Source organism: Pantoea trifolii, from assembly GCF_024506435.1.
Taxonomy (GTDB): Bacteria; Pseudomonadota; Gammaproteobacteria; order Enterobacterales; family Enterobacteriaceae; genus Pantoea; species Pantoea trifolii.
Genome location: NZ_JANIET010000001.1, coordinates 532,793 through 547,598 on the forward strand (window position 1 = coordinate 532,793; position 14,806 = coordinate 547,598).

General features: G+C 53.7%; 9 protein-coding genes. 2 read left to right on the forward strand and 7 right to left on the reverse strand.

Features of this window, described 5'->3' with window-relative positions; translation table 11 throughout:
* Window positions 1–68: 68 nt before the first annotated feature.
* Window positions 69–5,600 carry a glutamate synthase-related protein gene (locus tag NQH49_RS02355; protein ID WP_256698251.1) on the reverse strand — a complete coding sequence of 1,844 codons (5,532 nt, stop codon included), beginning with the start codon at window positions 5,598–5,600 and terminating at the stop codon, window positions 69–71.
* Window positions 5,601–6,502: 902 nt separating this feature from the next.
* Here NQH49_RS02355 and arcB point away from each other — a divergent pair.
* Together arcB and mtgA are read left to right on the forward strand one after the other, a co-directional pair.
* Window positions 6,503–8,857: an aerobic respiration two-component sensor histidine kinase ArcB gene (arcB, locus tag NQH49_RS02360; RefSeq protein WP_256698253.1), complete on the forward strand. Its 2,355-nt coding sequence runs from the start codon at window positions 6,503–6,505 to the stop codon at window positions 8,855–8,857.
* 876 nt (window positions 8,858–9,733) lie between these two features.
* Entirely contained in the window at window positions 9,734–10,456 is a 723-nt protein-coding gene (gene mtgA, locus NQH49_RS02365) for a monofunctional biosynthetic peptidoglycan transglycosylase (protein ID WP_256698254.1), read from the forward strand.
* A 5-nt stretch (window positions 10,457–10,461) separates the two neighbouring features.
* Here mtgA and npr read toward each other — a convergent pair whose 3' ends face one another.
* The 6 genes from npr to lptB form a co-directional block, all read right to left on the reverse strand.
* Entirely contained in the window at window positions 10,462–10,734 is a 273-nt protein-coding gene (gene npr, locus NQH49_RS02370; RefSeq protein ID WP_008104379.1) for a PTS phosphocarrier protein NPr, read from the reverse strand.
* Entirely contained in the window at window positions 10,731–11,585 is an 855-nt protein-coding gene (gene rapZ / locus NQH49_RS02375) for an RNase adapter RapZ (protein ID WP_008104378.1), read from the reverse strand. The genes npr and rapZ overlap by 4 nt, the downstream gene beginning before the upstream one ends.
* 52 nt (window positions 11,586–11,637) lie before the next feature.
* Window positions 11,638–12,120, reverse strand: coding sequence for a PTS IIA-like nitrogen regulatory protein PtsN (ptsN, locus tag NQH49_RS02380; protein WP_175501705.1), 483 nt, complete (start codon window positions 12,118–12,120; stop codon window positions 11,638–11,640).
* Between the two features lie 159 nt (window positions 12,121–12,279).
* Window positions 12,280–12,567, reverse strand: a complete 288-nt coding sequence (gene hpf, locus NQH49_RS02385; protein ID WP_008104375.1) for a ribosome hibernation promoting factor — start codon at window positions 12,565–12,567, stop codon at window positions 12,280–12,282.
* A gap of 21 nt (window positions 12,568–12,588) precedes the next feature.
* Window positions 12,589–14,028 (reverse strand): RNA polymerase factor sigma-54, encoded by a 1,440-nt coding sequence (gene rpoN, locus NQH49_RS02390; RefSeq protein WP_256698255.1) that lies wholly within the window; start codon window positions 14,026–14,028, stop codon window positions 12,589–12,591.
* Between the two features lie 48 nt (window positions 14,029–14,076).
* On the reverse strand, window positions 14,077–14,802 hold the full coding sequence (lptB, locus tag NQH49_RS02395; RefSeq protein WP_256698257.1) for an LPS export ABC transporter ATP-binding protein: 726 nt from the start codon (window positions 14,800–14,802) through the stop codon (window positions 14,077–14,079).
* Window positions 14,803–14,806 lie beyond the last annotated feature (4 nt).

Genomic DNA, 14,806 nt, shown 5'->3' on the forward strand with positions numbered 1-14,806 from the left:
GGTAAGGCACTCAATCCTGTTCAATCAAAATATAAAAACTAAATTACACATGTTCAGTAGCACTGTAATCAGGAAAGTTTTCCGACTGCAGCTGCGATTTCTGGCAATGCCGCACGCGCAAACAGCTCTTCAAAATCAGGCAGATGGCCCAGTACTTCACGGTTGCAGGCATCCTGATAAATGATCCAGCCGTATGTCGCCAGGCTGTCCATGGAGCGAATGTTGCGCTGCGTTAATGCTGCTTTGTAATCTGCCATACGTTTAGCGGCGATCAGGCTTGCCAGTTCGTCATCGCTGTAGCTCTCAATCGCCGAGCGTGCATGACGTTGCAGACGGCTTATCAAGGTGAAATCTTCGGTCATCAGCAGATTGCGTACCGCTTTTTCCACCGCCGGATCTTCCACTGCCGTGCCTTTCGGCAGTTTGCCCAGCGCCAGCTGCTGCGCGAGGCTGAGAACGGTGTAGTTGTTCAGCAGAACAAACATCTCCAGCGTATCGGTCGCGCCGTAAGCCGGAACCGCGCCATTGGCAATGGTTTTACCGTCACGCCAGGCCGATTTGAATTTCGTCACCTGATGCGCAGCCAGCGACGTTGACAGCTCTTCAAGCAAGTCTTTGCGTGATTTGGCTTTCAGGATCTCGGTGCCATCCTGATACAGCAGCAGCGAACGCGGCATCACATACACAAAGTGATGGCACTCGGTTTCCCAGTTATCCAGCAGCCAGGCCGCGCGTGGCGATTGGGTCGCTTCCAGATGCCAGTTCAGCATGGTTAGCACCGCTTGTTTGTGCACCTGCGCCATTTCATCTTCATCGGCGATGGAGCCAAACAGCACCGAATCACCTGCCGCGTGCGCAGCCAGCGATCCATACGGATCATACTGGTAAGCGAAACCGCCGCTCATGCCGTTGCCGAAGCCTTTACCAAAGGTGCCAAGGTTAAGAATGGCGCCGTTGGTCATGTATTCGCAGCAGAAATCACCAACGCCTTCAACTACCGCTGTAGCGCCGGAGTTACGCACGGCGAAGCGGTCACCCGCCTGGCCCTGAACGAACAGACGACCACCGGTCGCGCCAAACAGCGCGAAGTTACCGATCAATACGTTGCCATCGCTGTCCTGTGCGCCGCCGCCTGGTGACATCACCACCAGTTCGCCGCCGCACTGGCCTTTGCCAACGCCGTCGTTACAGGTGCCGTAATGCTTCATTTGCATGCCGTCGTTGCAGAACGCGCCGAACGACTGGCCAGCAGAACCGCTGGTGTTAATCTGCACGCTACGCGGCGCCAGATAGTGACGACCGCGATCGTCTTTCATTACCGCTGGCAGAGCTGCCAGTTGATCTTTAGGTAACTCATGGTTCAGCATGCGCTCGATATCGATCGCCAACTGACCGCCCACGCTCTTGTTACGGTTGTTCAGGGTGATGCCCGCGCCCAGCGCGATTTCACGGCTTGCCGCGCCAACCAGCTGCGTTTTCAGCTCGTTTACCCAGCCATCATCCAGTTCAAAGTCTTTTTCCAGATACACTGGCTTAGCAATTTTCTGCTCTGGCACCACGGTCAACATCGCGCGCAGATCCAGTTTGCCGACTTCCAGCGGGTGATCCATCAAGTGCAGCAGATCCGAACGGCCACGCGCTTCACGCAGGGAACGCAGACCAAGGCGGGCGAGGAACTCACGCACTTCCTGCGCCACGTTGATGAAGTACTGCGCCAGCTGACGCGGATCACCATCAAAGGCTTCGGCGTTGGTGGTTAAACCGGCCGGGCATTTGACGTTACAGTTTTTCGCCATCACGCATTTCAACATCATCAGCGCGGTGGTGCCGAACTCGAAGCTGTCGCCACCGAGCAGGGCAGATTTGATCACATCGCTGCCGGTCTGCTGCGCGCCGGAGCAGCGCAGCTGCACTTTGTCGCGCAGGCCGTTAGCACACAGCGCCTGATGCACTTCGGCGATACCGATTTCCGCGACGCGGCCGGTATATTTCAGGCTGGTAACGGAAGCTGCGCCGGTGCCGCCGGTATTACCCGCGACGTTAATCACATCCGCGCCGGCTTTCGCCACGCCGACGGCGATGGTGCCAATACCTTCAGATGAAACCAGTTTGACGATGACGCGCACGCGCGCGGCTTTACAGTCGTGGATCAGCTGTGCCAAATCCTCGATGGAGTAAGTGTCGTGGTGCGGTGGCGGTGAAACCAGCTCAACACCCGGCGTACCGCCACGCGCGGCGGCAATCTCAACGGTCACTTTCGGTGCCGGCAACTGACCGCCTTCACCGGGCTTCGCGCCCTGACCGATTTTGATCTCCAGCTCTTCGAGCATCGGGTCAGCCAGATAAGCCGCCCACACGCCGAAACGACCGGATGCCAACTGCTTGATACGTGACGCACGGATGGTGCCGTGACGTGAATAGTGCTCGCCACCTTCACCGCAGTTACTCATGCCGCCAACCATGTTGGTACCGTGCGCGACAGCTTCGTGCGCAGGCGCAACCAGCGCACCGTGGCTCATCGCACCGGAAGCAAAGGTGCGGGTGATTTCATGTGCCGGTTGAATCTCTTCCAGCGGCAGCGATGGCAGCGCGGTGAAGATCAGCGACAGATAATCAGCGGCTTTGCCGTAAGCGGTGATGTGCAGTACGCCATCCGCCACGCTGCTGCTTTCGATATCGTCGGTAAAACGGGTTTTCAGCGCACGCGCCAGCGCTTCCAGGCGCTCGTTCTCTGGTTTCAAGCCCGCAATCGCATCGATCAGACGCAGCTCAAATTGATTCAGGCTGCCGTTCACCGCTTCACACTTCAGGCCACGCGTAGCGAAGCCGTTGTTCACCAGCGAGTAGCGGCCCAGTTTGCGGCCGAATTCGGCTTCGCTATCAACGTGGGTCAAATCGCACGGCAGCGCAAGGATGTCGCGCAGGGCCGCTGGACGCCGTTTACGCTCGGCATGCATCAGGCCGGAGAACTGACGGTAATCGGGCGTGATGGCAAAGGTGTCGATCACATCATTCGGGATGCGCTCAAAGCTGCTGTCTTTAAAGGCTTCTGCTTTGATGTTGAATGCGTTATCCAGTTTGGCCAACGTCATCAAACGAATAAAGTTGTCCTCTTCGCGCTCTTTATTAGCAAAGCGAATCGGCTGTTCCGTCATATCGATAAAGGTACGTACCGCGATGGTGCCGTACGAGTGGCCCGCGCCTTCAGCACGCTCTTTGAACAGGCCGAGCAACGGCACTTCCGCTTCGCCCTGAATTTTCAACGCGCTCTGATGCCAGTCAACTGCCATTTGAGCGATTGCCGGGAAGCCCGCGCCGCCGACTGGGGTTTTGATATTCGGGAAATATTTCTTCAATACCGGATCGTCGGTATTGAGGAAGTTCGGCTCGAAGAACTCGCCGCAGCTGTAGCTCTCAACGGTACACAGGCCGACTTTACCCATGGTTTTCATCAGCGCTTTTTCGGCTGCTTTGGCATAGCGTTTAAAGGCTTTGTTGCCTTCTTCGCCTTCACCGAATTTCTCTTCTGCACGCATCTGCACGCCGAGTGGGTATACGGCAGAAGCACCGAAGCCCAGCGTCGCCGCGATGTGGTGTGAAGAGATGCTTTGACCACTTTCGACCACCAGCGAAACATCCAGACGCAGACCTTCCTGCACCAAGCGCTGGTTGATCGCCGACACCATCAGCAGCATCGGAATCGCTGCGTGCGTTGAGGAGATATGACGGTCGGTGATCACCGCGATGCCGCCTTGCTGGCGTGCGAAATCCACCACCTGCTGGGCTAAGTCATCAATGGCTTTTTCCAGCGCGTTGGCGTTGGCCGCACGGCTGACGATATCTTTGCCGACCACCGGCTCATACAGCATCTCGAAGCGCGCATAAGGTGCGACGGTTTGCTCGCGCAGGCGCAGCATGTCGAGATGCGTCAGAATTGGCGTCGGAACAATGATTTGCTGACCTTTACTGCGGCCGAGATGCGGTTTCGCACCCAGAGCAACGCGCAGCGTCATGCCGTCCGCTTCACGAATCGAATCGAGCGGCGGGTTGGTGACTTGTGCAAATCGCTGTGAGAAGTAGTGCGCCATGCCGCCTTCGTGATCGGACAGGCCATTGATGGCGTTGCCGTAACCCATTGCTGAGATCTTCTCAGCGCCGGTTTGCAGCATCGGATCCATCATGAATTTGAAGCTTTCCTGGTTGTAGTAGTAGGCGACAAAACGTTGATAGGTTTTGAGGTCTCCACGATAACGCAGCGGCGAGCCGAGTTGCTCCGCCTGAATTTCCGGCAGGTCGGCGAGATCGATACGCGCTTTGCTCAGCAGCGACAGGTAATCTTTTTCGGCCGCCAGTTTCTCCAGCGCTTCAACCGTGGTGTAAGAGCGTTTCTCTTTGTGATCGTAATAGAGCATGCCGCCCGCTTCGATGCGGCCACGACGCAGGACGCTTTCCGGTGGGAAGGCGATCTGGCCCGCTTCAGACATCGCACCGATGTATTCCGCAGTTTCAACGGAACGCAGCGGACGCAGACCGAGGCGGTCAAGACGCGCGCCGATCACTTCACCGTTACCGAAGATCAGCGCAGCTGGACCATCGTTCTTCTCTTCATATAAAGAGAAGTACTCGAGCATGGCGCGCACTTCGTTTGAGAGTGACGTATCGTTCTCCCACGCCGGCGGCATCATCGACACCACGGCGTTAATCAGGTCGAGATTATCTTCCATCAAACGGCTGTGGATGCTTTGGTCGAGACGTGAGCTGTCTGACTGACCTTTTGGACGCACAATTTTTTTACCGCGCGCCAGCATCAGTGCCGCTTCAGCGATGCGGTTTTTACGGTCGGTATTCAGCTCGCCGTTGTGCGCCATTAAGCGGAACGGCTGCGCCATGGTGGTGTGCGGATCGGTGTTAGTCGAGAAACGGGTATGGAAGAACAGCCCGCGGACCTGATGGTCCTCATCGGTCAAATCTTTGAAGTACGGGATCACTTCGTTGGAGTTCAGGCGTGCTTTAAATACCTGCGTGCGCGAAGAGAGCGACAGCGGATAGAGGCCGCCGAATTCGCTTTCGGTAAAGGCGCGTGCTTCGATATCCAGCAGCGCGCGATAAATTTGGCGCTCGAATTCGAGTTGTTCAGTCACTTCCTGCGGCGCGGCAAAAATCCACTGCACAATCGGCAGCTGGAATTGCAGGGCGGCCGGGCGCGTCACGCTGCCGTCGAGCGGCATATCGCGTTTCACTAAGATCGGGAAGTTATGCGCCGCCAGCGTTTCTTCGACCAGACGCTCGGCGTTAGCACGCAGCTCTGCGTCTTTTGGCACGAAGAAGTTACCCACGCCAAAACGGCCAGCTTCCAGCGCCAGACCGGTAACCTTGCGGAAGAAGTTCAGGGAGAGATCGACGTTCACACCCGCGCCATCGCCGACGCCTTCGGCAGACATGCCGCCACGGTGCGGGACTGTGCATAGCGCGCTATGGGCCATGCGCAGAATCTCATGCGTCTGCTCGCCGTCCTTACGGGTAATGAAACCTACACCACAGCTGTCACTTCCGGCTGATGGGTCATACAAACCATAGGGATTCGGTTTTTGCGTGGACATTGAGAGTCTCCTTAAACTTCTTTTGACATTACCTGCATTATTTCGCGTACCGCAGCGTGACAATTTAAGTCAGCGCGGCGGTATCAATTCTTGTGCCGCTCAGTAAAGAGCGGGCGTCGCAGCACCGAGCAAGGGCTCTTAAGACACTGTTGTCACGTCCTTAATGAGCTGCTCTTTTTATTCCGGTCTCTTTCGGGAGATAGCTTGCATCCAGAGGGAGGCTTCTTGCTGCATAGATATGCCGAGACACAGGCCCACCAGGAAAGCTTCCAGTGGAATTCCAACTTATCGGGAAAGCGAACTCAGGTCAAATAGCCAGCTTTGTTGCGGGTAATCCGCTTTCTTATCGCTTAATTAAATGATTATTAAGGTTTTATTGCGTAAATTTATGTCAATCTCCCGCTACGCATTCCCTCAGGAAGTGTGAGCCGTCTCACTGTGACCCAGCCCTCTAATATCCAAACAATGCTGGCAGGAAGGGTTACAACAGCATTTAATTCTGTTGGGGGCAGTTGATACACAGCATGTATCTGTTTTTCTTATGGCGTCATATTTGAATCAAAATGGGGCTGCCATTAGTAAAATTAATTACGCGCGGCGTGCTTAATAAATCACTTAAGTTGAATGGGTATGCAATAAAGAGGTGCAACCATCAGGGCAAATGGCTGCCAGGGTGCTGATTAGCACAGGATGTTGAGATAAGGCCCGCAAAAGCGCGGCCCTCCAGATTATTCAGTTGGCAGAATTAGTCAAGCGCTTTGCGCATATAGAAGGGAACGTCGGCGAAATCGCGCTACGATGCACCATTACAGGGCATAACCCGCGCGATATGGGCGGGTGAAGCGGGGCAGCGCAGCGATAATTACGCTATCATGAGCCAGATTTCGTTCAGGGAGCTCGTAATGAAACAGATTCGTCTTTTAGCGCAGTACTACGTTGATTTGATGGTCAAACTCGGCCTGGTACGCTTTTCGCTGCTGTTAGCCTCGGCGCTGGTCGTACTGGCGATGGTGGTGCAGATGGCCGTCACCATGGTGTTGCGCGGACATGTGGAAAGCATCGACGTTGTCCGCTCCATCTTCTTCGGTCTGTTGATTACGCCCTGGGCAGTCTATTTCCTCTCGGTGGTGGTCGATCAGCTGGAAGAGTCGCGCCAACGCCTGTCAAAACTGGTGGATAAGCTGGAAGAGATGCGTACGCGCGATCTTGAGCTTAATCAGCAGATGAAGGAGACCATCACCCAGCTTAATCAGGAAATTAACGATCGTATTAAAGCTGAGCAGGCGCGTGAGCAGGTGATGGATAAGCTGCGCGAAGAGATGGCACGACGCGAGCAGGCGCAAATCGAGCTGGAACAGCAATCCTCCTTCCTGCGCTCTTTCCTGGATGCATCACCGGATTTGGTGTTCTACCGCAACATTGATAAGCAGTTCTCCGGCTGTAACCGCGCCATGGAACTGCTAACCGGCATGAGCGAAAAGCAGCTGATTGGCCTGACTCCGCGCGATATCTACGATGACGAAGCCGCTACTAAAGTGCTGGAAACCGATGAGAAGGTGTTCCGCCACAATGTATCGCTGACGTACGAACAGTGGCTGCAATATCCCGATGGGCGCAAAGCCTGTTTCGAAATCCGCAAAGTGCCCTATTACGATCGCGTGGGTAAACGCAGTGGCCTGATGGGCTTTGGCCGCGATATTACCGAGCGTAAGCGCTATCAGGACGCGCTGGAGAACGCCAGCCGTGAGAAGACCACCTTTATTTCAACTATCAGCCACGAGCTGCGTACGCCGCTGAATGGCATCGTTGGGCTGAGTCGCATCCTGCTGGATACCGACCTCAATCAGGAGCAACTCAAGTACCTCAAAACCATTCACGTTTCAGCCATCACGCTGGGCAACATCTTCAATGATGTGATCGAAGTGGACAAAATCGAGCGCCGCAAAGTGCAGCTGGATAATCAGCCGCTGGATTTCACCGGCTTTCTCGCCGATCTGGAAAACCTCTCCGGTCTGCTGGCGCAGCCAAAAGGGCTGAAGTTTGTCATGGCGCCAGAGCTGCCGCTGCCGCATAAAATCTCGGCGGATGGTACGCGCTTGCGTCAGATTCTGTGGAACCTGATTGGCAACGCCGTGAAATTTACCCAGCAGGGCGAGATTGTGGTGCGCGTCGCCTATCGTCAGGATGAAACGCTGCACTTTGAAGTGCAGGATTCCGGTATGGGCATTCCGCAGGAAGAGCAGGACAAGATCTTCGCGATGTATTACCAGGTGAAAGATCAGCACGGTGGCAAACCGGCGACGGGCACCGGCATCGGTTTGGCGGTCTCGCGTCGTCTGGCACAGGCGATGGGCGGCGATATCAGCGTCAGTAGCGTCGCGGGGCAGGGTTCCTGCTTTACCGTCGAGATCAACGCGCCACGCGTCGCTGAGGAAGTGGAAGACGACAATCTGGATGACAGCATGCCATTGCCGGCGCTGCACGTGTTGTTGGTGGAAGATATCGAGCTCAACGTCATTGTAGCGCGTTCGGTGCTGGAGAAGCTGGGCTGCAGCGTCGACGTCGCGATGACCGGAACGGATGCGCTGGCGATGTTTGATCCGCAGGAGTTCGATCTGGTGCTGCTCGATATTCAGCTACCGGATATGACCGGCCTCGACGTGTCGCGTGCCATCCATCAGCGTTATGCAGATGTGGCGCTGCCGCCGCTGGTGGCATTGACCGCCAACGTCCTGAAAGACAAAAAAGAGTATCTCGATGCCGGCATGGATGATGTGTTGAGCAAACCGCTTGCCGTGCCAGCGCTGACGGCGGTGATCAAGAAGTTCTGGGATTATCAGCCGGAACAGGAAGAGATTGCCGTCGATTCATCAGACGCACAGTCGCGTACGCTGTTAGATGTGACGATGCTGGAGCAATACATTGAGCTGGTTGGCCCAGGATTGATTACCCAAAGCCTCACTATGTTTGAGCAGATGATGCCGGGTTATCTCGACGTGCTGGATTCCAACATGATGGCGCGCGACCAAAAAGGCATTGCTGAAGAAGGACACAAGATCAAAGGTGCAGCAGGTTCGGTTGGCTTACTGCATTTGCAGCAGCTAGCGAAACAGATTCAGTCGCCAGAATTGCCAGCGTGGTGGGACAATGTGCAAGAGTGGGTCGACGAATTAAAACAGGAATGGCTCAGAGACGTGAACGTTTTACGCGAATGGGTCGCTGAGCGGGAAAAATTACAGGACGTTAGAAAAAAATGACCCCAGTCGAAACTGGGGTGCGCGAATACTGCGCCAACACCAGGGAAATGGGTACTGTTGCTATTATTAGAAATCGAATAAGAAAGCAACAGTTCGGTATTGGTTAACGCTCCAAAATCACCTTAACAAATTCGCCAATGCTTGCGACAAGATTCATTAAATTGTGTGATGTTGAGCAGCGATTAAATACAGAAAACATTAATTTGATGACACAGTCAAGCAAGGAATTAATTTCTTTGCCATATTGCACCTTTTTTGACCAAATGTTCTGCTTTTAGCCTGGTTTTGCTTCAGTGAGCCACAAGAAAATCCGGGTGGAAGCATGGAAAATCTGATTCTGACAAAAAATTGAGGTTAAGTGAGATTAACACTCTGATGTTTATAGGTAAAAACAGATTTTTCGACGGCTTATCCAAAACGTTTTGGAAACCTTAAACGGAAAGTTCCAGTTTAGAGTTTATTGAATAATGTAAACCAAACGTGCGGTAAATCGCTTTACCATCCGTGAGGTCGAATGTGCGCAGGATCGTACAGATTTGGTGGCATTTTTCAGAATGGTCTCTGTTATCAATGAACATGTTCGAACAACAGTAAAATTGATAGTTAAGTATCATGAAAGAATTTGCGTGAGCGATATCACATTCAGTTAAGTGTCCATGCATGCAGCATTTGATCTATTTATCGTTATGGAACCGATTCCTTTTTGGCGGAAGTGCTTGATGTGATTGGCTCTAATAGAGGAACACTGATTACAATGGCAACAATTTTCCAGACGTCTTTACCTGTCTGAGGATAAAATTTAGTGGTTAATCGTTGGTATTCGCTATTGTGACTTGGGTGATTGATTAATACAGGGAACAGGTAAGAGAAAATTGCATGAGCAAGAGTAAAGGGACACTGGGAAAACGTATTAAAGTGCTGATTGCTAAAGTGCTGCTGGCCTGGCTTGGCATCTGGTTAGCGGGCATTTTGCTGTTTGCATTTTTACCGGTACCGTTCTCGGCGGTGATGGTGGAACGGCAAATCGGCGCCTGGTTTACCGGGCGTTTTGATTATGTGGCGCACTCGGATTGGGTCGGCATGGACGAGATCTCGCCATGGATGGCATTAGCGGTTATCGCCTCTGAAGATCAAAAGTTCCCTGAGCATTGGGGCTTTGATGTTGATGCTATCCAGTCAGTGCTGGATAACGATGGCAATGAACGCATGCGCGGCGCTTCAACCCTTTCGCAGCAGACGGCGAAAAACCTGTTGCTGTGGGATGGTCGCAGCTGGTTGCGTAAAGGGCTGGAAGCAGGATTAACGGTGGGAATCGAAACCGTGTGGACTAAGAGGCGTATCCTGACGGTTTATCTCAATATCGCAGAATTTGGCGACGGCGTGTTTGGCGTGGAAGAGGCTTCACAGCGCTATTTCCACAAACCCGCCAGCCGTCTGACGATGTCTGAAGCGGCATTACTGGCAGCGGTTCTGCCCAATCCGATCCGTTTCCGCGCTGATGCGCCTTCAGGCTACACGCGGCAGCGCCAGCAGTGGATTATGCGGCAGATGCGCCAGTTGGGCGGCGAAGGTTTCCTCAACCGATACAAGCTGCATTGATAGGTTTAATCTTCGTCAAAGCCCGCTTCAAACAGTTCTATAACCGCTGCCAGCGCCTGCTCTTCCTGCGGGCCGCTGGCTTCAATCTCAATATGGCCGCCTTTCGCTGAGTCGAGCATCAGCAGCGCAATCACGCTGCTGGCTTCGGCTTCGGTGCCCGATTCGTTACGCAGCAACACTTCAGCATCAAAACTCTGCACCAGCTCGAACAGCTTCATTGCCGGGCGCGCGTGCATGCCCAGCTTGTTACGAATCTCAACGGTTTGCTTCACGGTCATGATTTACGTTTTTCCAGAGTGCGATGACGAGATTGCACGTTTTTACCGCGTGAACGGAAATAATCCGCCAATTGTTCAGCGATATACACTGAGCGGTGCTTCCCGCCAGTACAGCCGATGGCGACGGTGAGATAGCTGCGGTTGTTGGTTTCCAGCATCGGCAGCCACAGTTCCAGGTAGCTGCGCGTTTGATAGATAAAGTTATGTACTTCGGTGTGGCGATCGAGGAAGGCGGCAACCGGACGATCCAGGCCGGTCATCGGACGCAGTTTGGGATCCCAATGCGGGTTCGGCAGGAAGCGCACATCGAAGACATAATCGGCGTCGATTGGAATGCCGTGTTTGAAGCCGAATGACTCAAACACCATGGTGAGTTCACGCTCGCGCTTGCCCAGCAGGCGCGTGCGCAGCATCTCCGCCAATTCATGAACCGACATCTCGGAGGTATCGATAATCAGATCGGCGCGTGAGCGCAGCGGCTCCAGCAGATCATTCTCTTCATCGATAGCACTCTCCAGCGACAGATTTTTGCTGGAGAGCGGATGCAGACGACGCGTATCGCTGTAGCGGCGAATCAGCGTGTTGCGATCGGTATCGAGAAACAGCAGTTGCGGCGAGAAGGTATCAGGCAGATTGTTGAGCGCGGCTTCAAAGACTTCCGGTGATTCCGGCATGTTGCGCACGTCAATGCTGACCGCCGCAGAGATATTGCGTTCGGTTAAGGTATTCGCCAGCTCCGGCAGCAAAACCACCGGCAAGTTGTCGACACAGTAAAAGCCCATATCTTCAAGGGCACGCAGCGCGACTGATTTTCCTGAGCCTGACCGACCGCTAACGATCATCAGCACCATCACATTTCTCCCGTTTTAAACCGGCGAACAGGCCGGTAAAAGTGTTTCTCGCTTAAGAGTGTGCTTCCTGAGCTTCTGTGATAATGGCGTAGAGCTCTTCGTCGCTCTGTGCCGCACGCAAACGACGACAGACGGTTTTATCCGCCAGACGTTTGGCAACCAGCGAAAGCGTGTGCAAGTGGGTTTTACACTGGTCTGCAGGTACCAGCAGGGCAAACAGCAGGTCAACCGGCTGATTGTCTACCGCATCAAAAGCGATAGGCTGATCGAGGCTGATAAACACGCCGACAGCGCGTAATGTGTCCTCCTCCAGCTTGCCATGTGGAATGGCAATGCCGTTGCCAATACCGGTACTGCCCATACGTTCGCGGGTCAGGATGGCTTCGAAAAGCGTCTGGTGCGGCAGATTGAGCTGCTTCGCTGCCAGCTCGCTGATAATTTCCAGCGCGCGTTTTTTACTCTGGCAGTGTACGCCGCTACGGGTACAGTCCAGTGAAAGGACCGAGCTCAATTCCAGTGTTAGATCGTTGTTCATCATCGTTTCACTTGCGAGTTCACATAGCCGCGAGGTTCAGGCGATTGATTTCATTGCCGTTCGCCCGCTGGCGCTTGCGCAGATGACAAAACGGGGCGGTAATATCCGCCCCATTAAGCTCTAAGTGCCGAATCAGTCAGCACTCTGCAAGCGTGAAGGTTAGTGTTTTTTCAGTTTGTCTTTGTGTTTGGTCAGCTGACGGGAAAGCTTGTCGATTAACCCGTCGATGGCCGCGTACATGTCTTCCGCTTCCGATGTGGCGTGCAGCTCCCCGCCGTTGACGTGCAGTGTTGCATCCGCAATCTGCGTCACCTTCTCAACCTTCAGAACAATATAAACCTGATTGATACGATCAAAATAGTGTTCCAGTTTGGCAAATTTGGTATTTACAAATTCACGCAGAGGTTCGGTAATCTCAACATTAAGTCCGGTAAGGTTTAGCTGCATAGGTCTTCCTTCTTCGTTCGGTCAAACCAGCTGTTTACGCTGGTTTGATGGCGGTATAGATAAAGACTCGCGATATTTAGCAACCGTACGTCGCGCTACCATGATGCCCTGTTCGGATAACATGGAGGTCAGTTTGCTGTCGCTCAAGGGTTTTGCGGGGTTTTCCGCCGAGATCAATTTTTTCACTAATGCACGAATCGCCGTAGACGAGGCTTCGCCGCCGCCCTCGGTGTTGACGTGACTGGAGAAAAAATACTTCAGTTCAAAGATGCCACGCGGGCTGTGTAAATACTTTTGCGTGGTCACGCGGGAAATAGTGGATTCGTGCATATCAACAGCCTGAGCGATATCCGCCAGCACCATCGGACGCATGTACTCCTCACCCTGCTCAAAAAATGCCTGCTGCTGTTCAACGATACAGCGTGTCACTTTCAGCAGCGTGTCGTTACGGCTCTCCAGGCTCTTAATCAGCCACTTGGCTTCCTGTAAGTTGCTACGAATATACTGATTATCGCTTTCATTACGGCCAGCTCCGCCCATCGCAGCATACTGCTGATTGATTTTCAGGCGCGGCATGCTGTCGGAATTGAGTTCAACTGTCCAGCGCTTGCTGATTTTACGCACCAGCACATCGGGAATGACATATTCCGGTTCGCTGGTATTGATTGACTGGCCAGGGCGCGGATCCAGTGACTGAATCAGCAACATCGCCTCCTTCAGCACCTCTTCCTTCAGACGGGTTACGCGTATCAGGCTGCGGAAATCATGGTTGGCCAGCAGATCAAGATGTTCGCTCACAATCAGGCGCGCTTCCGCCAGCATGGGCGTGGCGGCATCATATTGCGACAGCTGGACTAACAGGCAATCACGCAAATCACGGGCACCAACGCCGACTGGATCAAAACGCTGCACGCGCTTGAGCACGGCTTCAACTTCTTCCAGCGTCAGCTCTTCATCGCCAATACTGTCATAAATATCTTGTAAGTTGACGGTGAGATAGCCGGTGTCGTCAATGGCATCAACAATGGATGTGGCGATGGCGCGATCGGTATCAGTGAACGGCGTTAACTCCACTTGCCACATAAGATAATCCTGCAGCGATTGCGTGGTTTCGCCCTGATAGATTGGCAGTTCGTCATCCTGGTAATCGGTGCCGGTGCCTGACGGCGTGCCCGCCGTGTAGATTTCGTCCCAGGTGGCGTCGAGCGGGAGATCTTCAGGCATGTCTTTCTGTTCAAGTGCTTCACGTGTGTCTAATGAATCACTCTCTTGTTCCTGAAATTCTCGCGCGTCGATTTCTTCGTGCAGATCGGTTTGTTCAAGCAGCGGATTGCTTTCCAGCGCCAGTTGGAGTTCTTGCTGGAGTTCAAGCGTAGAGAGTTGCAGCAAGCGAATGGCTTGCTGCAACTGTGGAGTCATCGCCAGCTGTTGGCTGAGCCTGAGTTGCAAACCTTGCTTCATAATTCGGTTAGAATTTCCTAAGCAAACGTAGGGTGTTACGACACCTTATCAGAGTCTGAACTCTTCGCCCAAATAAACACGCTTAACCTGCTCATCTACAAGAATTTCATCAGGCGTGCCATGGGCAATTAAATGACCCTGGCTAACGATATACGCGCGTTCACACACCGCGAGGGTTTCACGCACGTTGTGGTCGGTAATCAGTACGCCAAGGCCGCTGTCACGCAGATGCTCGATGATTTTTTTGATGTCGATAACCGAAATCGGGTCAACACCGGCAAAAGGCTCATCCAGCAGGATGAATTTCGGATTAGCCGCCAGCGCGCGGGCAATTTCCACACGACGGCGTTCACCACCCGACAGCGCCTGGCCCATGCTGTCGCGCAGATGGCCTATATGGAACTCTTCCATCAGCTCGTTGGCACGATCCTGACGCTGCTCTTCTGTCAGATCATCACGGATCTGCAGCACCGCCATCAGGTTGTCGTACACGCTCAGGCGGCGGAAGATCGAGGCTTCCTGCGGCAGATAGCCGATACCGCGACGGGCGCGCGCATGCAGCGGCAGGATGCTGATGTCTTCATCATCAATTATGATGCGGCCCGCATCGCGCGGCACAATTCCGACCACCATGTAAAAGGTGGTGGTTTTACCGGCACCGTTTGGGCCCAGCAGGCCGACAATCTCGCCGGATTTTACCTGCAGGCTAACATCTTCCACCACGCGGCGGCCTTTGTAGGCTTTCGCCAGGTTCTCAGCGATTAGTGTTGCCATAGCA

Excerpts from the sequence above, each read along its gene's own strand:
- hpf (WP_008104375.1), bottom strand. The coding sequence starts at position 12,567 with ATGCAGCTAAACCTTACCGGACTTAATGTTGAGATTACCGAACCTCTG.
- rapZ (WP_008104378.1), bottom strand. The coding sequence starts at position 11,585 with ATGGTGCTGATGATCGTTAGCGGTCGGTCAGGCTCAGGAAAATCAGTC.
- arcB (WP_256698253.1), top strand. The coding sequence starts at position 6,503 with ATGAAACAGATTCGTCTTTTAGCGCAGTACTACGTTGATTTGATGGTC.
- ptsN (WP_175501705.1), bottom strand. The coding sequence starts at position 12,120 with ATGAACAACGATCTAACACTGGAATTGAGCTCGGTCCTTTCACTGGAC.
- NQH49_RS02355 (WP_256698251.1), bottom strand. The coding sequence starts at position 5,600 with ATGTCCACGCAAAAACCGAATCCCTATGGTTTGTATGACCCATCAGCC.
- lptB (WP_256698257.1), bottom strand. The coding sequence starts at position 14,802 with ATGGCAACACTAATCGCTGAGAACCTGGCGAAAGCCTACAAAGGCCGC.
- rpoN (WP_256698255.1), bottom strand. The coding sequence starts at position 14,028 with ATGAAGCAAGGTTTGCAACTCAGGCTCAGCCAACAGCTGGCGATGACT.
- npr (WP_008104379.1), bottom strand. The coding sequence starts at position 10,734 with ATGACCGTGAAGCAAACCGTTGAGATTCGTAACAAGCTGGGCATGCAC.
- mtgA (WP_256698254.1), top strand. The coding sequence starts at position 9,734 with ATGAGCAAGAGTAAAGGGACACTGGGAAAACGTATTAAAGTGCTGATT.